Here is a 17,743-nt window from a genome sequence, read left to right as displayed (position 1 = left end):
TTGCAGTACTATTCATTGCCTGAAGATACGGTCTGGACCGAAACCGCGCCTGGCAGTAGCCGAGCGGTGTTGAGCCAGCGTCCAGAACTCATGCTCGTGGCCTTCCGGTTCGACAAGGACGCCATCGGTGCGCTTCATTCGCATCCGCACACACAGGTAAGTTACGTTGCAGAAGGCAGCTTCGATGTCACGGTCGACGGCATCACGACCCGACTGGGACCGGGCAGTAGCTTCATCGTTGCGCCCAATCTCGTCCATGGCGTCGTCGCGCTGACGAATGGCCTTCTGATTGATACGTTTACTCCACGCCGGGATGAATTCTTACAGGTTTCCAACGAAAACTAACCAACCGTTGGGACCGAGCATCTTTCGGAAGGAAGTGCAGCGGTGTCGCTGGTTTCGGCCGGTCTTGGCATCGGCTTTGCACCGGAATTGACGCTGGTTCTGCCCAACCGCAATTTCGAGCTTCGAAAGGTGAGGGGAGCGGGCTCCAGGATCGGGCTTGGCGTCGCCTCTTCGAAGGATGATCCCACGGCCGCCCGAGACGACATCATCGATATCGCGCGGCCGCTGGTCAGGGCGGATAGGTGACGGGGCGGTCTATTTACGCTGACGCTCCTGAAGGGAATTTGGACTTGCAGGCCACCACTTGCGCCCGTCAGGAAGCTTCCTACCTCGTGCGATCCTCGACATGGAGCCTCGTGCATTGGAGGCGACATACTGACGTTACTCATCGCGTGCGAATGACTTTGTAGATTGCACAGTGCTCCTCTGCGCCATACCCTGCCTCTGCAGCGTTGCGAAAGAGATCGGCAGCAAATTCGGGAAACGCGGAACTGATATTCAAATCATCCGCCATTTCCACAAGCCTGGAAATGTCCACACCAACCGACCTGATGGTGCTTTGAGGATCGGCGAATCTGTCCCCTGCGATAGCCCGTCCCATGTGACGCACATCGTCTGCAAACATTGGTGACAGGGCAGCGATAGTTTCGCCAAACTCAGCGACGTCCATCCCTTCCGCCGCGTACATTGCCGCCCCATGGCTGAAGCCAATCCAGTGTCCGGCGAAATAGGAAAGCGCCGCATTGAAGAGTATCTTTGCGCGGCCGATGTCAGTCCCGACGTGAGAAAGATTTGGAGCCAGCAGCTGCAAGATTGGCGCGACCGAGGTTAAGACGCTTTCTCGCCCGGCGATGACAATCGAGGCTTCAGGTCCACCGATCTGATCGGGCCAGGCCGAAATTGCGCCGTCGAGATAGCTTCCTCCACGGGCCTCCACCCAGTGCTCGAGATGGCGAGCTTGCTTCGGCGTGCCTGACGTGAGTTGGACGAGGGTCTTTCCTTCAAGCAAATCGGTTGCGTGGCACTCATCGAGGACGATCGACGTTGCAGCGTAGTCCGACAAGCAGACGATGAGCGTACTGCTGCTGGCAATAGCAGCGGCTGGCGTTTCCGCCTTCAGGGCGCCGATGCGCTCCAGAGCGTCCGTTTTGCCTTGGCTTCGATTCCAGACAGTGACGCTTTTGCCGGAAGTCACAAGCGCCTTGGCGAGCGCACTGCCCATACGTCCCAGCCCGATCACGGCTACGTCACTCATCACGTCATCCTTGACTAAGATGCTACATACTGTAACTTACAGATTGTAAGTTTCTGTGCAAGGGGGAAATGTGAAGCTCAAGAGAGATATGCGTCGCGAACAGATGCTCGATGTCGCAATGGAAATCGTCCGGAATCAGGGCGTGGATGAGCTGACGCTCGGGACCTTGGCCGCAAAAGCAGGGGTCAGTCGTCCGATCGCATACGAACACTTTTCAACCCGGGCCGGCCTTTTGGTGGCGCTGTTCAAGCGGTTGGAGGAAAACTATGTCCAATGGCTCCGCTCTGCGCTTCATGAAGCGCCAACTGAGCTCGACGCCGTAGCTAAGGTTATCAGCGAAGCCTATTTCAGTTGCCTTGCCCAGTTTGGTCCGGAAGCTCTTGCCATCTCCGCTGCTCTAAAAGGGACGGAGGAGATGGCCGCGCAGCAACGGCTCATGCTCAACGTTTACGTCGAGCTGATGTGTGATGCCCTTCGGCCATTCTCCGACCTGCAAGACGAGCACTTCCGTCCTGTGTGCGTCGGTCTTTTAGGCGCAGCGGAGGCACTTGCCAGCGAGACACAGGCCGGGGCGATATCCCAGCAGATCGCCACATCGGTATTAACGTCGCTGATCGCAAAAGCTGTGGCTGATAGGCCAGCAAAGCTCGGTGACGTGGCTCTCGCAACCCTGGGAAAGGACGGTGAACTTTGACAAGGAGCCCACGACGGCAAGCAGGGTCAATAGTCGACGGCGACGGGGATCGAAGGGCGGGTACCACCTTTTCCTGCATAAGCCTGCGACCAGTGTTGCGGTACAACAGGTTGCATTATGCAATCAGATTTGCCACACTGCGAGATGAAGATGCGATCCAATTGCCCAATCGATCTGGCCGCAGAGGTGATCGCGATAATCCTGCGGCACATCATGTTCGCGAATCCTCAGCCATTCGCTCGAAGGGATCGCGACTAACATTGTATGAGCCAGGCTCAAGAAATTGGTCGCTGAGGGTCTGCTGACGCATTCCGATGTTCAAACCACAAACAGCGAACGATCTACAGCCTGATCGAAAAGTGGATCGCTCTGCTCCCGGCGCCTGGGGACGACAGTTCCTCCCTACAACACCGGAATAGGGAACCCGCAATCAGGCGCTCGAAGAGGGTCCAGGTGGTGCAGAACGCATTTATGGCCGAGATGAGAGAGCGCCATCTCGGCATACCGGACCCCAATGACGGTCCACGGTGTCGGACAGTCTGCGAGGCGCCTATGACGCCGCTGCGGCCGAAGCGCAGCTCAAACTCCCCGGAAGGAGACGAGACCATGCCCAAGTTCATCACAATCGGATATGGCGACGCGGCCGGCTACGACCGCACACCCCAATCTGTCAGAGACGCGGCACATGCCCAAGACGCCAAACTTCGGTCCGAAGGCGCTGTGATAGGGATAGCAGGCACACCGGTTCAGGTCCGCAATCCAGAGGCCCGTGACATGGAAACGCGCGATGGACCGTTTATGTCGTCGGCCTTGCCTATTGCGGGCTTTGCGATCATCGAGGCCCCCGATCTGGCCGCTGCCATCGAGAAGGTTTCGCATGTGCCTTGTGCGGTGGCGCATGGCGTCGTTGAAGTTTGGCCATTGAAAGAGGCAAAATTTTAGATATGCGTCATAAATGGAGCGCATGAATGGCCACGTCCCGTGGCTCGCAGCATCGAAGATCAATTTACCAGCTGTTTCGCCAGCTGTGCGTATCGAACGTTTGCAAGCGATCGGGCGCGAAGCCAGCTATCGCCATGGTGGACGGATGGGATCTAGTGTTGCGAGGGCTGCGACCCGGGGTGTGCGCAACAGGTTCCGCGCGGCCTTCACCGCATCCTAGGTGGTGCCCAAGCCAGCGGCGATCTCGATGTCGTGCTATCGGACTTACGGTTGTATTCGTCATGGGCTCCCCCATTCATGCATGTCTTTCCTCGCATTGGCGCCGTTAAAGTCGGGTGCAAACCTCGGATGTTTCGTTCCTAGGTTGCTGATTCGGCGCTTGTTCTTTCGTGACGGGTGGCTAGACTTAAAGTCATCTTCCAGTCGAAACTGGCGTCGCTGGCAAGCATTTTCCCCTGACCATGTTTTTGTTTTTGCGCCGTTCGGCGGGCAATTTTTGCACTGCCGCCCCTCTGGTTTTTGGCTGTCCCTAAAATTTGAGTGTTTTTATCATATTTGAACTTGATTCTTTGACTCAAGTTTAATTACAAGGCGCCCGTTGATTTTGTTTTGATCCCGGGGGCTGGGTATGACGAGAACTTTGAGCGACGCGCCAACTGGAAGAGGCCTGGGACAGCGCCTCGCCTGCTCGACGGCAATTGTGCTGGTGCTGGCCACGAGTGCCGGCGCGCAAGACGCGCAGAAAAAGACGAAGCGCGCGGAACCGGAGGCAACCGCGCTTGAACGGATCGTCGTCACCTCGACGCGTCAGCCGAAAAAAGTGCTCGACGTCCCGCAATCGATCTCGGTCATCACCCGCGAAGATATCGTCGATCACAATGTCCGGGATATTCAGGACCTCGTTCGTTATGAGCCGGGCGTCAGCGTCGACCGACGGACCTCGATCACCAATCCCTGGGGGCAATTGAACGCGTTCACGATCCGCGGCATGGGCGGCAACCGCGTGCAGTTGACGGTAGACGGCTCGCGGATCCAGGAAGGGATCACCGACGGCAGCCGCGACTTCTTCGACATGAGCAACTTCAAGGCCGTCGAGATCGTTCGCGGCCCGAACTCGGTGCTCTGGGGCGCCGACGCGCTCGGCGGTGCGGTCATGTTCCGCACGCTCGACCCGTCCGACCTCTTGGTCGATCCGACGAAGCCCTGGGCGCTCGAAGTGAGTACCAGTTTCGACAGCCTCGACAACAGCTGGCGCAAGCAGGTCACCGGGGCCTATGATTTCGGCGATGTCCAGGTGCTTGGCAGCTATGGCCAGGTTTCATCCCGCGAGGCCGAACTCGGCAAGGCGCGCGCTGATGGCGGCAGCTGGGGGTGCACGCGTAGCACCATCGGTTGCGATCAGCTCTTCCCGGCCGATACCGACGTGAACAATGCACTGGCCAAGATCGTCTGGACGCCAGATGGCGAGCACACGTTCAAGCTGACGGGCGAACTGTTCGGCCGCGATACCGACATACTGCAGCTTTACGAAATGGGCGCGTTGACCACGGGTCTGCCGACAACGACAACGTATCTCAACGACAGTTACCCGCGCGACCTCGAGATGAGCCGCAAGCGCATCGCGCTCGAACACGATTGGCAGGTGGGTGCTGCGTGGCTCGACAGCGTCAACTGGAACCTGTCCTGGTCGCCGCAGAAGCGCGTGACCGACAGCCGTCAGCGCCGCGTCTATTCCAATCGCTACCAGGTGCACGAGCAGTATCGCGACTATAGCGAGGAGTTCTTCGAGGCCGATATCCAGCTGCAGTCGTCCTTCGATCTGGGGTCGACCCGACACACGCTGACTTATGGCTTTGATGGCGACCGGACCAGGGGCGACTATGCCGGCATCAACCGGACCTTCAATTCGCTGACCGGGACCACGACGACCGCGATCAACCAGGGCTTCAGCTTCCCGCGGGTGACCACCGAGCGCGCCGATTTCTACCTGCAGGACAGCATCGAATTCTTCGATGGCCAGCTGACCGTCAATCCGGGCGTCCGCCTTGCCCATTACTCGATCGACCCGACGGGTGACGCCTCCTATCCGGGCCTGCCGGGCTTCCGTCCGGAGAAAGAGGACAAGACCGAGCTCCTGAAGCGCGTCGGAGCGATCTACAAGTTCGACGACATCTATTCGGCCTATGCCTCCTATGGCGAAGGTTTCAAGATGCCGACCTCGGCGCAGCTCTTCCAATCAAGCAGCGATCCGTTTAGCGGTTCGTATCTGGTGCCGAACCCCGCCCTCAAGCCGGAGTCGGTTGAGAGCTACGAGATCGGTCTGCGCGGTGAACTCGATCGCGGCTACTTCACCGTCGCGACGTTCTATGCCGACTATACGAATTTCATTCGCAGCCTGCAGCCGGTTGACATCATTGCGCCGGGTGGCATACCGGTCGTTGGCTACACGTCGAACAACGTCGAGGACGTCAAGCTCTGGGGCATCGAGTTCGGCGGCGAATACGAAGTCTTCGACAACACGACCGCGTCGGCCAACATCACCTGGACCAAGGGACGCCAGCGCGTTTCCTCGGGCGCTGCAACGACCGCCTTTGACGGCGCGACGCCGCTCACCGCCGTCCTCGGGCTGAAGCACGAGCTGCCAGATTACGGGCTGCAGTTCGAACTCTTCGGCACCTTTGCGGCCGGCCGCACCGAAAGTAGCGATCCGGGTTACTTCCTGCCGACGGGCTACGCCGTCTTCGACACCTACGCCAAATGGCAGCCGCGCGAAAACGTGGAACTGACCGCCGGCATCCAGAACATCTTCGATCGTCGCTATTTCCCGAATACCGTCACGGGTTTTCAGCGCGTTCCAAGTTCGGCTGCGGTCGCAAATGTCAATCCGCTCGAGCTGCAGACCGCTCCCGGCCGGACGTTCAAGCTGGGCGCCACGGTTCGCTTCTAGCCCCGACCTGACGTGGACGCGCGTCGCGCGTCCACACCCCTCGATCTGACGGACGAAGTCATGCTGAAGCTAGCCGGACAATTCCAGCGCCTGATTGCCATCTGCATCCGCCACCCCGGCGGAAAAACCGATCTGGCCCTCTTGGGCATCGTCATCGCATTGACGCTCGGCAGCGTCTACGCGAGCGTTCGCCTGATCGAATGGACCGGCGCCTTCTACTCCGCGATCGAAGAGATCGACGGTCCGGCCATCCTCGCGCAGATCGGGGTGTTCGCCATCATTGTCGGCCTCAATTCGGCGCGGCATCTGATCGCGGAATATCTGCGCAAGATCCTTGAAATCCGCTGGCGGCAGAAGCTCACCGAAAAGGCGATCGCGCTCTGGACCACGGACAAGGCCTATTGGCACATGGCGAATGCCACCGACGGCCGCGTTGACAATCCTGACCAGCGCATCGCCGAGGATTGCCGCCTCTTCGTGCGGGGTGCGTTGAACGAGGCACTCGACCTCATCTCCCGCGTCGTCGGGCTGTTTTCCTTCGTGGCGCTCCTGTGGACGCTAGCGGATTTTCCGTTGAGCCTGGCGCTGCTCGGCATCGACATCGAGGTCCCGCACTACATGGTCTGGGCCGCCTTCCTATATGTCGCCATCAGCAGCGTGGTCACCCATTTGCTGGGCAAGCCCCTGAAATCGCTTTTTGCCCAGCAGCAACATCGTGAGGCGGATTTTCGCTACGCCATGGCGCGCTGGCGCAGCAGCTTCGACGAAGTGGCGCTGGCGGGCGGCGAGGCGGCGGAGGTTCGCCAGTTCAAGCAGCGGTTCGGCGCCCTGGCGCACAATTGGCGGCGACTGATCCGGCGCGAGTTCGTGCTCGGAAGCTTCACCTATCCCTTCACCCATTCGGTCCTGCGCATTCCCCTGTTCGTCGCCCTGCCGGGTTACATCGCGGGCCATGTCGCCTTCGGCGGCCTGATGCAGCTCAGCACGGCCTTTTCGCAGGTGGTGACGACGCTTTCATGGTTCATCTTCTCCTACCGCGATCTCGCGGATCTTGTGGCAACCGGCACGCGCCTGGATGATTTCATGGAAAATGCGCGACGCCGCGCCCAAACGCGGTCCGCAATCGCCCATGCAGATCGGGCCGACGGTCTGCGACTGACGGGCCTGCGTCTTAGCACGCCGGATGATCGCCACCTGCTCGACCTTGCCGAACTGTCCGTGCGCCCCGGCGAATGCGTCTGGCTGAAGGGTGCGTCCGGAATCGGAAAATCCACCCTGATGAAGGCCATCGCCGGCTATTGGCCGCATGGGCAAGGCGAAGTCAGCCGCACGCGCGAGGGCTGGATGTTCGTGCCGCAGTCCTCCTATTTGCCGCTCGGCACGCTCGAAGAGGCGGTCGCCTATCCGTCACGGGTGGAGGAGATCGGTGCTGGCGCCATCAGGACGCTGTTGGCGGAGGTCGGGCTGGGGCACCGTCTGTGCGACGGCGGTGAACCGGTTTCAGAGGCCGGTTTGTCAGGTGGCGAACGCCAGCGCCTTGCGATCGCGCGCTTGCTGGGGCAGGCGCCCCGCTGGGCGATGCTAGACGAGGCGACCAGTGCGCTCGACGCTGCGGCCGAAACGCAATTGCTGCAACGTGTCCGCGAGTGCCTGCCCGACACCACGCTCATCATTATCGCGCACCGCCCGCCGCAGGCGCTCGGCGCCTTCAGAACGATCGATCTGGATCTGGCGCGCGACCAAGCCGTCGCCGCCTGAATGCCAGGCCGCATGACCATCCAAGACAGAACCACGAGAGGACATCATAAATGACAGAACCAGCGACACGCCGTATCCTGCGCGAACCCGCCGAAGCGGTGCTGCAAAAACTGCCGCTGATCGGCAAGCTCATGATCATCGGCAAACGCAACGGCGCCACCCACGAACGCATCGGCGCGGTCGAGACTGTCGCCGTCGAAGCTGAGCGGATCGTCTGTCGGGGCGCCTGCCATGACAGCAGCATCGATCCGGCCCTGGTGGTGACCATCGTCGCCGACACCTCGAGCGTGATGCAGGGACAGGTCTATCCGCGCCTCGACTTCAACGACGAAAAGGGTGAGCCCGTTTTCAGCGTCGTCGGGTTTGATGGACTGGATCCGTTCGAGAAGGCGCTGGACGGCCTGCACATCGAGGCGGGCGAAAGCGAAGCCGATAAGCCCGGGCGCCCTGAGCGCCCTGACGTCGCTGAGAACGATGCCGGGCTGAAGCCGCTGAACCTCGCGCTTCAAACGGCGCGGCCTGTTGTGATTTCATTCGAAGCCCCAGGCTTCGGCCAATCCTGGTCGGGGACCGTCGAAAAGGTAAAGCCGGCGATGGGGTTCATCAATGTGATGACGTCGGACTTCCATCTGCATCTGCTCGGTGGTGCCGTTGCCGCCTGGGCCGAACACGAGGAGGGCGGAGCTACGACCTTCCGCGCCCTCGATGCGCAACAAAAGGAAATCGGCCTCACCGTGCGCCTTGCGGCCGCCGTATCGGCCTGAACGGGAGCAGCGAGATTAACATGTCAACCGTTGCACATTCTCCCGCCACATGGCTCGTGCCTGGTACGGGCGAAACCGTCCCGCATAACAGGCTGATGGCGCAGATGGCGGGAAAGAGCGCTGTCCTTCTCGGGGAGAGCCATGACCGATACGACATCCATCGTTGGCAGCTTCATGTACTCGCTGGCCTTTACGCCCACCGCACCGATGTCGTCGTCGGCTTCGAGATGTTTCCGCGCCGGGTGCAGCCGGCCCTCGACAAATGGGTTGCGGGTGCGCTGAGCGACGTGGCCTTTCTCGATGAGGCAGAGTGGCGGACGGTCTGGGGTTTTCCGGCGGATCTCTACATGCCGATCTTCCATTTTTGCCGGCAATATGGCGTTGCGATGAAGGCGCTGAATTGCCGTCGGGCCCTGGTCACCGAGGTCGGCAAGCTGGGTTGGGATGAAATCCCCGTCGGCGACCGCGACGGCGTCACGCCCGCAAAGCCGGCGACGGCGGCCTACCGGCAATATCTGTTCGACATCACCGGCGGCAGCAGGCCGGACCGGCAGGCGACATCGCCCGATGATCTGGCCTTCGACCGGTTCGTCCGGGCACAGCAGACATGGGACCGGGCATTTGCCTGCAACATTGCCGAGGCGATCGGCGAACATGGGCCCGCGCTGGTGGTCGGCATCATCGGCCGCGGCCACCTCGAATATGGTCACGGTACGCCCTACCAGCTCGCTGATCTCGGCATTCAAGATGTCGCCGTGCTGTTGCCGAACGACACGGAAACGGTCCGTCTGGAACCGGAGGCTGTCGCCGATGGCCTGTTCAGACTTCCGCCGATCGGGCGTTCGGTTGCGCAGCGCGCACCAAGTCCATGAGGGCTCATTGCAGATGTTTCCGCGCTTGAAGACACGTCAGGCGACCAATCGGGTGCCTGTGCCTCGGCTAGGGGCGTAGCGAGATCACGGAAAACTATAGGCCGGTCCGGTGTTCGCGGGGCTCGAGCACTCTTATCGCCGCCGCGACCGACTGATGGCATCCGCTATTTCAAACTGCAGTCATCCAAGCGATCAAGCCTTCGTGATGGGAGTTCGCGGCACAAAATTCGATCTCGATCATTACTTCTTCATGCCGGTTTTTATCTTCCGTCAAAGGATATGGTGAAGGCAATGAAGACCTTGACAGTTCTCACACTCGCGGCGTTGACGGCAATGGCCAGCGCGCCAGTTGCTCAGGCGTTTCCGATTGCTCCGAAGCTTGCTTTGCAAACAGACGCGGCTCAGTCCGTACAATTCACCTATGAGAGGGGCGAAGCGCGCAAGAATTTCAGCGGATGTAGCCTGCCCTATTGCGGTCAAGGCTACCGCCACGATCGACGGGGCTACGACCGTGACGATTATTACCGGGACAATTACCGCAGCCACTATCGCCACCACGACAATGACTTCGGCGCATTCGTGGGTGGTCTTGCTGCCGGCGCAATCATTGGCGGATTGTCGAGCCAGCCAAGATACGAGAGCGGCCCGAGAGTTGTCTCAGGTAGCCCGCATGTGCGCTGGTGTTACGCCCGTTACAGGTCCTATCGAGCCTCCGACAACACGTTTCAGCCCTATAGCGGTTTCAGAAGGCAGTGCTATTCACCCTACTGAGCCTTCTTTGACTTTTGTAGCCCCGGGCAGGCGTTCTTCGGTCAGGGCGGCAGTCAGCGGAGGTGGTAACCCGCCGGGACCGATCGTGCGGACAGCGATGGATCAGCGCGACAACGGCTGCGCCATCAGCGAGCCAAGCACAATTTCGGCTTTCTGTTCGATTGTCCTGCCGGCGTTCTTGAAGTTGTCGAGAAGCTGCGGGTCGGGCGGCTGCATCTGTCGCCGCGGTGGTGATGTCAGTTCTGTATCTCGTTCCGCTTGTCCAGTCCTCGCCTAGCGCAGCGGCCGTCGCTGCCGTTCCCTCGATCCGGGTGGGGCAGACACCTTTGATGTTGAACAATCCCGTGTCGCGACCCGCTGTTCACGGTTAACGGCGGCAGCGTTGTCCGCTGCCGCCGAAACGCACGGCAGCTGCTTTGCGGTCCATGCGCAGAGCTAGACGGGCAAGCTCGCCGGTGCCGATTTCACGTAGGTTTCGATCAAGTCAACGACATGCCGCCGTCGTTCGGTGACGATCCGCTCCGACGATAGGTCAACCCCGAATGTGACCGATAGCGTGTAGCGGCTCGATATGTGGATGAAGCTCAGCGCGACGATCGATATGTATAGCTGCATGGCATCGATGCCCGGCTTGATGCCGCCAGACGCTTCACCGCGATCCAGCAGCGTCTGGATGGAATCGATCAGCGGTCGGGACGAGCGGGGTATGCTGTCGATCGTGCGGATGAATTCTCCCTGCATCAGGTTTTCCGCCAGAACCATTTTGATGAAGGCCGGCGTCGCCGCCATGTAGTCGTAAGTAAAGGCCGTCAGTGCCGCGATCCCTTCGACCGGATCGCGATCAAGGATATTGAGCCCTGCCTCGTTGCTGCGAAGGTCGTCGTAAACGTCCTGGAGTGCCGCCTTGTAGAGCAGCTCCTTGCTCTGGAAATAGTGGTACAGCATCCGGATGTTGCAACCCGCGCGCTCGACGATGCGGGCGGTGCTGGCGCCGCTCAGGCCGTGCTCGCAGAACTCCACTATCCCCGCTTCAAGGATGGATCGCCGCGTCGCCTGCGCATTGCGCGAGCGCGTGCCGCTTGTTTCCCCCTGGTGATCACCGTTGCCCGCGTCACGCATTTTCAACCCATCCTTCAATTTGCCGATCGGCAGAGATCTTTCTACCGCATCCGGTCATCGTGGCAATTGACAACCAAGTAAGTAATAGCATACTTACAAAAATAGAGGAGCGGCTTTTTGCGGTGCAGAGAGCAAATTTGAGGAGCCTCCGCCCGAGGAGCGGGCGGTAGTGGGGAGGGGTGCATGATGAAGGCAATCAAGAGAATTCTTTTGCTCGGTGGCGCGGCTGCAGCCATGGCGGGCGGGGCGGCCCAGCAGGTGCAGGCGCAAAAATCCGATCAGATCACCGTTGCGATCACGGAGGGGATTACCGGGAACAATCCGTATGCCGATTCCGTGGTGCTCATCGGTTCCATCTGGTGCCAGGTTTACGGTTGCCTCACCCGTTGGGATTTCGAGACGGGCAAGTTCGTTCCGTTCCTGGCCGAAAGCCTGGAGCCGGAAGACGATCTGAACTGGATCCTGACGCTGCGCGCCGACTGGAAGCGCCACAATGGCGAGCCGGTTGTCGCCGCTGACGTGATCCATTCGATCGAGCGCTCGCGCAACGATCCGGAAAGCATGTCGCAGGCATCGGTCCAGTACATTGAAAAGGCCGAGGCTCTTGACGATCGGCGTCTACGCATCACGACGACCCAGAAGATGGCGACACTGCCGAACTATCTGGCGACGATGCAGATCACCTCGAAGAAGATCTACGATGAGCATGGCGCGAAGGTCGCCGATCGCGAGCATCCGGTCGGTGCGGGTCCCTATCGCCTCGTCGAGGTCGGCATCGGCAGCCACATCGTGATCGAGCGTGTCGACGATCACCCGATGGTCGAGCCGACCAACCCCAAGCGCATCATCTATCGCATGATGGCCGAGCCCGAGCAGCGGGTGACGGCGCTTGCGAATGGCGAGATACAGATCGCACAGGGCATTCCGCCGCAACTCGTCAGCCGCGTCCAGCAATTGCCGAACGCCACGGCCGAGATGGTCGATTCCGCCGAGGCGATGTTCATTGCGATGAGCCCAAAGACCGCGCCCTGGGACAATCCGAAAGTGCGCCAGGCGGTCTGCCATGCGATCAACCGTGAAGGCATCGCCAGGGCAATCCTCGGCAATCAGGTGACGCTGCTGAACGGACCGGTGGGCGCGGGCCAGCTCGGTTTCGATCCGGCCTATGTCTCGCCGATCGATTACAATCCTGACAAGGCGAGGAAATTGCTGGAGGAGGCGGGCGCAGTCGGTGCGAGCGTCGATCTCTATTCGCCGGTGGGACGCTACATCGCCGACCGTCAGATCGCCGAGGCGGTTATTCCGATGCTCCAGGACGTCGGCTTCAAGGCGACGCTCCAGACGCCCGAATGGGCAACGCTGTGGACCAACGTTCAGCGCGGCGACACGCCCTTCTACTACATGGGCCGCGGCAACATGCTCGATCCATCACCAGCGCTGGCGCAGTATTTCGAGACCGACGCCTCGCCGCGTCTGAAATATTCAAACCCTGAAGTCGACGCGTTGCTCCAGGCCGAGCGCCAGGAATTCGACCCCGAAAAGCGTGTCGCCATGCTTTCCAAGGCAATGACGGCTATCACTGAAGATGCTCCGGCCTGCTTCCTGTGGCTGCACAAGCTGAGCTGGGGGGTGGCCAAGGGCGTCGACTACAAGCCGAGCAAGGCTGACCGGGTCAACGGCTGGGAAATCCACCTGCGCTAGCCGCGACCACCTTCCACGCCGGGGCCGTCTGACGCGTAGCCCCGGCGCCTACCCCCTCCAGAGCTCCAAGGATCTCCCATGCTTGGCTACACGCTGAGACGCGTGGCAGGCACCATACCGGTGTTGTTCATGGTCTCGCTTCTGATTTTCGCACTGGTCCAGTTCGCCCCCGGCGATCCGGTGGACATGTTGGTAAGCGACGAGGCGACCGAGGAGGTCAGGCTGGCGATCCGCGCGGCCTGGGGCCTCGACCAGCCGGTCTACGTGCAATACCTGACCTTCCTCAAGAACGCGGTGATGGGCGATTTCGGCCAATCCTTCCGCTATCGCGAGCCGGTCATGCAACTGATCCTGGAACGCCTTCCGGCGAGCCTCGAACTGGCCATTTACTCGACGCTGCTGGCTGTCGCCATCGGTCTTCCGCTCGGTGTCTGGGCAGCCAGCCGGCCAAATTCCATCGTCGACACTGTCGGTTCGATCGGCGGCTTCTTCGGGATCAGCCTGCCGAACTTCTGGCTCGGCATCCTGTTGATCCTGCTGTTTGCCGGCACCTTCAATCTGCTGCCGTCAGGTGGCCGGGAAACCTGGGGCCTGAATGTCGAACGGGTCACCGGATTCCTGACGGTCGATGCGATCATTGCCGGTCGCTGGGACGCCCTGTGGGACTCTCTTCGCCACCTTGCGCTTCCCGTCGTGGTCCTCGGTACCAACATGACAGGCATCATCATGCAGATCACTCGCGCCTCGGTGCTTGAGAACCTGCAGGAGGATTACGTCATGACGGCGCGCGCCAAGGGGATGAGCGGACGCGTCGTGCTGTGGCGCCACGCGTTCCGCAATGCGCTCATTGCCGTCATCACGATCATCGGTCTCGAATTCGGCACCCTTATCAGCGGCGCCATCATCGTCGAAACCGTGTTCTCCTGGCCGGGTATCGGCTACCTGCTGCTGCAGGGCATCTCGTTTAGAGACTTCCCGCTGATCACCGGTCTGGTGCTCGTCTACACGACGCTGTTCGTTCTCATCAACCTTGCGATCGACATGATCTATACCATCGTCGACCCGCGCATCCGTATGGGGTGACTAGGATGGTTCGCTCCTCCAAAACTCGAAAACTCGCGCAGGCCATGAAATCGCCGAAGGGTGCCTTCAGCCTCGCCGTCATCGTACTCCTGCTGCTGGCTGCTACCTTCGCGCCGCTGATTGCGCCATTCGACCCGAACCGGCAGGATCTGATGCTGGCGATGACGCCGCCGCAACTGACGGGGCCGCATTTCCTCGGCACGGATCATGTCGGGCGCGACATGATGAGCCGCATCATCTATGGTTCGCGCGTCTCGCTCCTGATCGCCGTCGCCGTCGTTCTGTTCTCCGGCGTGGTGGGCGTCACCCTGGGCGTCGTTTCGGGTTATTACGGCGGCCGCGTCGACTCGATCGTCCAGAAATTCCTGGAAGTCGTCTGGGCATTCCCGCCGCTGCTGCTCGCGATCTCGATCGTCGCCTTTCTCGGCCAGGGCCTCGGTATCCTGATCGTTGCCTTGGCGTCGCAGCGCTGGATCCCCTATTGCCGCCTTGCGCGCGCCGAAGCCCTCAGCCTGCGCGAGCGGGAGTTCGTTTCCGCCGCCCGCTCGCTCGGCGCCAGCAATGCCAGGATCCTGCGCACACATATCCTGCCGAACCTCATCCAGTCGGCCTTGATCGTCGCGACCTTCGCCATGGCGACGGCGATCATCGCCGAATCCAGCCTCAGTTTCCTCGGGCTCGGCGTGCCGGCGACAACCCCGACCTGGGGCGGCATGCTGTCGGATGCGCGCGCCTACATCAGCACGTCATGGTGGATGGCGCTGTTTCCCGGCCTCTGCATCTTCTGCACCGTTCTCGCCATCAATCTCCTGGGCGATGTCCTGAGAACGCATCTCGATCCCCGCCTGAACCGCGCGTGACGGTTCCAAACCTAAAGAAGAGAAGGATTATCGCATTGGTTGAGCGTATCGAAACATCGATGGCGGATGGCGCCCTCAAGAGCATGGCTGTCGTCCATAACGACATGGTCTTCCTGTCGGGCGTGCACGCCACCGACACCAGCGGCGACATCAAGGAGCAAACCCGCGAGGTCTTCAAGACCATCGATCGGCTGCTGGAAGCGGCCGGATCGAACCAGAGGTCGATCTTCGTCGTGCATGTGTGGCTGAAGGACATGCGCTACTTCGGGGCGATGAACTCCGTCTGGAACGAATGGGCCGACACGGCGCACCCGCCGGCACGGACCTGCGTCAGCGGAGAGCTCTACCGTTCGGACGTTCTCGTCGAGGCTGTCGTCATCGCCTATCGCGCCTGAGCGGCCTTCCGAAGGAGAACCCCATGGAACTAAGAGAACTCGGCAAGAAGGACGGTGCCGGCCATCAGCCGCGCATATGCCTCGGCAAGGCTTCCGACACATTGGCATCCGTGTGCCTGACCGCCCCGGACAAGACCGGCAACCTCAAGGACCAGTCGCTGCAGATCCTGAACGCCATCGAAGAATATTTCGAGAGCGTCGGCTCGTCGCGCAGAAAGATCCTCATGGTGCAGGTCTGGCTGTTCGACATCACCGAATATCCGGCGTTTTGCGTGCTTTGGAACGACTGGATCGATCCCGAGGGCGTGCCCGCTCTGTCCGTCGTGACCGGGCATGCGGCACGGCGTGACTGCGCGGTCGAAATTCGCGCCTACGCCGCCTGCTGACACCGCATCAACTGCCTAACCTGGAGACGACCGTGACCGAGAACCTGCTCAGCATTTCCGATCTTGCCGTGAAGTTTCATGGTGCGCCGGACGGTGCGCTTGCCGTCAAGGGCATCGACCTCGCCATCGGTCGCGGCGAGGTCGTCGCGATCGTCGGGGAGTCCGGGTCGGGCAAATCGGTCACGGCCAAATCCATCATGCGGCTGGTCGAGTTCATGGGCGCCGAGATTGTTCGGGGCCGGGCCATGCTGAGCGAAAGGGCAGGGGGGGCGACCGATCTGCTTGTCCAGGATGAGGCCCGGATGCAGCAGGTCAGGGGCGACCGCGTCGCCATGATCTTCCAGGAACCCATGACCTCGCTCAACCCCGTGCTGACCATCGGTCAGCAATTGTGCGAGGTCGTGATCAAGCATCGCAAGGCCGGCCGGGCCGAGGCCGACAAGATCGCGCTGAACGCACTGCAGCAGGTGCGCATCCCGGAGCCCGAGCGCCGGCTGAAACAGTATCCGCACGAACTCTCAGGTGGAATGCGCCAGCGCGTGATGATCGCCATGGCCATCCTGTGCAAGCCGGACCTGTTGATCGCCGACGAGCCGACGACGGCACTGGATGTCACCGTACAGGCCGAAATTCTTGCGCTCTTGAAGACCATCCAGCGCGAGACCGGCATGGCCATTCTCCTGATTACCCATGACATGGGTGTCGTCGCCGAGATCGCCGACAAGGTCGTCGTCATGCTGCGGGGCGAGGTGGTCGAAAGCGGCGACGTGCACGCCATCTTCAATGCGCCGCAGCATGAATATACCCGCCGCTTGCTCGATGCCGCACCGAAGCTCAGCGCCCGGATGGAGTGTGGTGTGCAAAGCGTGACCGAGGCACCGGCCCACACGCCTGACGAAGAGACATCCAAACCGGAGGTCGTCCTCAGCGTGCGCAATCTGGTGACGCGCTTTGCCGTCCGCCAGGGCATGTTCCAGCGCGTCGTTGCCAATGTCCACGCCGTCGAGGATGTGTCCTTTGATCTCAGGGAAAAGGAGACGCTGTCGCTCGTCGGCGAGAGCGGTTGCGGCAAATCCACGACCGGCAAGAGCATCATGCGGCTCATCCGCCCTGATGGTGGTGAGGTCCTGCTTCAGGGGCGAAATCTCGAAGGCGTCGGCGCGTCCGAAATGACGCAGATGCGCAAGCGCATCCAGATGGTGTTCCAGGACCCCTATGCGTCGCTCAATCCCCGCATGTCGATCGAGCAGATCATTTCCGAACCCTTGCGCATCCATCGTAGCGGCAGCCCGACTGAAATCCGGGACCGCGTCTTCGGTCTGCTCGACAGGGTTGGTCTGACCCGGGCGCAGGCAAGCCTCTACCCGCATCAGTTCTCGGGTGGCCAGCGACAGCGGATCTGCATTGCCAGGGCTCTGGCACTCAATCCCAAGGTGATCATCGCCGATGAGCCGGTTTCGGCCCTCGACGTTTCCATCCAGGGTCAGATCCTGGACCTGCTTGCCGAAATTCAGGAGGAATTTGCAATCTCCATCCTGTTCATCTCGCATGATATGGCCGTCGTCGAGCGTGTCAGCGATCGCATCGCCGTGATGTATCTGGGCGAAATCATCGAGATCGGCCCGCGAGACGCGGTCCTGGGCGCGCCCGCCCACCCCTACACACAGCAATTGCTGTCTGCCGTACCGATCGTGCATCCGGATCAGCGTCGGGCCCGCGTCTTTGCAGCGCGCGAACTCAGGAGCCCGATCCGTCCGCCGGGTTATCGGCATGAAACGCCGCCCATGAAGGCGGTCGGCATCGAACACTATGCTCGCATAGCCTAGCCATCTTCGGCCGCCGGCCGGCATC

The 17,743-nt window shown here is 60.9% G+C and carries 17 protein-coding genes and 1 pseudogene; 15 read left to right on the top strand and 3 right to left on the bottom strand.

Translation table 11 applies throughout. The features are described 5' to 3' along the window. On the top strand, positions 1 to 345 hold the full coding sequence (locus tag RTP54_RS25420) for a cupin domain-containing protein (RefSeq protein ID WP_409517212.1): 345 nt from the start codon (positions 1 to 3) through the stop codon (positions 343 to 345). 42 nt (positions 346 to 387) lie between these two features. Further along, a pseudogene (locus tag RTP54_RS25415) lies at positions 388 to 591 on the top strand (LysR family transcriptional regulator); the annotation flags it as partial. A gap of 139 nt (positions 592 to 730) precedes the next feature. Here RTP54_RS25415 and RTP54_RS25410 read toward each other — a convergent pair. Continuing rightward, positions 731 to 1,600 carry an NAD(P)-dependent oxidoreductase gene (locus tag RTP54_RS25410; protein WP_312366378.1) on the bottom strand — a complete coding sequence of 290 codons (870 nt, stop codon included), beginning with the start codon at positions 1,598 to 1,600 and terminating at the stop codon, positions 731 to 733. A gap of 70 nt (positions 1,601 to 1,670) precedes the next feature. Between RTP54_RS25410 and RTP54_RS25405 the strand changes: the two genes are divergently transcribed. Next, positions 1,671 to 2,294, top strand: a complete 624-nt coding sequence (locus tag RTP54_RS25405) for a TetR/AcrR family transcriptional regulator (RefSeq protein WP_312366376.1) — start codon at positions 1,671 to 1,673, stop codon at positions 2,292 to 2,294. A 606-nt stretch (positions 2,295 to 2,900) separates the two neighbouring features. Further along, a complete protein-coding gene (locus RTP54_RS25400) occupies positions 2,901 to 3,236 on the top strand; it encodes a YciI family protein (RefSeq protein WP_312366374.1) in 336 nt (111 codons plus the stop codon). Positions 3,237 to 3,595: 359 nt separating this feature from the next. Here RTP54_RS25400 and RTP54_RS25395 read toward each other — a convergent pair whose 3' ends face one another. Next, positions 3,596 to 3,814 (bottom strand): hypothetical protein, encoded by a 219-nt coding sequence (locus tag RTP54_RS25395; protein ID WP_312366372.1) that lies wholly within the window; start codon positions 3,812 to 3,814, stop codon positions 3,596 to 3,598. A gap of 50 nt (positions 3,815 to 3,864) precedes the next feature. Here RTP54_RS25395 and RTP54_RS25390 point away from each other — a divergent pair, with 50 nt between their 5' ends. The 5 genes from RTP54_RS25390 to RTP54_RS25370 all read left to right on the top strand — a co-directional run bounded on the left by RTP54_RS25390 (position 3,865) and on the right by RTP54_RS25370 (position 10,348). Continuing rightward, complete coding sequence (locus RTP54_RS25390) at positions 3,865 to 6,183, top strand: TonB-dependent hemoglobin/transferrin/lactoferrin family receptor (protein ID WP_312366370.1); 2,319 nt, start codon at positions 3,865 to 3,867, stop codon at positions 6,181 to 6,183. A gap of 60 nt (positions 6,184 to 6,243) precedes the next feature. Next, on the top strand, positions 6,244 to 7,941 hold the full coding sequence (locus tag RTP54_RS25385; RefSeq protein WP_312366368.1) for an SbmA/BacA-like family transporter: 1,698 nt from the start codon (positions 6,244 to 6,246) through the stop codon (positions 7,939 to 7,941). 50 nt (positions 7,942 to 7,991) lie between these two features. Then, positions 7,992 to 8,705: a hypothetical protein gene (locus tag RTP54_RS25380; protein WP_312366367.1), complete on the top strand. Its 714-nt coding sequence runs from the start codon at positions 7,992 to 7,994 to the stop codon at positions 8,703 to 8,705. A 20-nt stretch (positions 8,706 to 8,725) separates the two neighbouring features. Continuing rightward, positions 8,726 to 9,577: a ChaN family lipoprotein gene (locus tag RTP54_RS25375; protein ID WP_312366364.1), complete on the top strand. Its 852-nt coding sequence runs from the start codon at positions 8,726 to 8,728 to the stop codon at positions 9,575 to 9,577. A 291-nt stretch (positions 9,578 to 9,868) separates the two neighbouring features. Continuing rightward, positions 9,869 to 10,348, top strand: a complete 480-nt coding sequence (locus RTP54_RS25370; RefSeq protein WP_112805579.1) for a BA14K family protein — start codon at positions 9,869 to 9,871, stop codon at positions 10,346 to 10,348. Between the two features lie 435 nt (positions 10,349 to 10,783). Here RTP54_RS25370 and RTP54_RS25365 read toward each other — a convergent pair whose 3' ends face one another. After that, complete coding sequence (locus RTP54_RS25365; protein ID WP_112805581.1) at positions 10,784 to 11,467, bottom strand: TetR family transcriptional regulator; 684 nt, start codon at positions 11,465 to 11,467, stop codon at positions 10,784 to 10,786. 183 nt (positions 11,468 to 11,650) lie between these two features. On the opposite strand from RTP54_RS25365, the gene RTP54_RS25360 reads away from it, so the two are divergent. From RTP54_RS25360 to RTP54_RS25335, 6 genes are all read left to right on the top strand, one after another. Then, positions 11,651 to 13,168, top strand: coding sequence for an ABC transporter substrate-binding protein (locus RTP54_RS25360; RefSeq protein WP_312366361.1), 1,518 nt, complete (start codon positions 11,651 to 11,653; stop codon positions 13,166 to 13,168). A 78-nt stretch (positions 13,169 to 13,246) separates the two neighbouring features. Then, entirely contained in the window at positions 13,247 to 14,251 is a 1,005-nt protein-coding gene (locus tag RTP54_RS25355; protein WP_112805583.1) for an ABC transporter permease, read from the top strand. A 44-nt stretch (positions 14,252 to 14,295) separates the two neighbouring features. Beyond that, on the top strand, positions 14,296 to 15,111 hold the full coding sequence (locus RTP54_RS25350; protein WP_312366360.1) for an ABC transporter permease: 816 nt from the start codon (positions 14,296 to 14,298) through the stop codon (positions 15,109 to 15,111). A gap of 35 nt (positions 15,112 to 15,146) precedes the next feature. Then, the gene (locus RTP54_RS25345) at positions 15,147 to 15,506 is read left to right on the top strand and encodes a RidA family protein (protein ID WP_312366359.1); all 360 of its coding nucleotides are present in this window, start codon (positions 15,147 to 15,149) and stop codon (positions 15,504 to 15,506) included. Positions 15,507 to 15,529: 23 nt separating this feature from the next. Next, positions 15,530 to 15,892, top strand: a complete 363-nt coding sequence (locus RTP54_RS25340) for a Rid family hydrolase (protein ID WP_312366358.1) — start codon at positions 15,530 to 15,532, stop codon at positions 15,890 to 15,892. Between the two features lie 32 nt (positions 15,893 to 15,924). Beyond that, a complete protein-coding gene (locus tag RTP54_RS25335) occupies positions 15,925 to 17,718 on the top strand; it encodes an ABC transporter ATP-binding protein (protein ID WP_312366356.1) in 1,794 nt (597 codons plus the stop codon). The last annotated feature ends 25 nt before the right edge of the window (positions 17,719 to 17,743 follow it).

It is taken from the genome of Ensifer sp., from assembly GCF_031989085.1.
Taxonomy (GTDB): Bacteria; Pseudomonadota; Alphaproteobacteria; order Rhizobiales; family Rhizobiaceae; genus Ensifer.
This window is presented reverse-complemented; position numbering and strand designations above follow the sequence as displayed.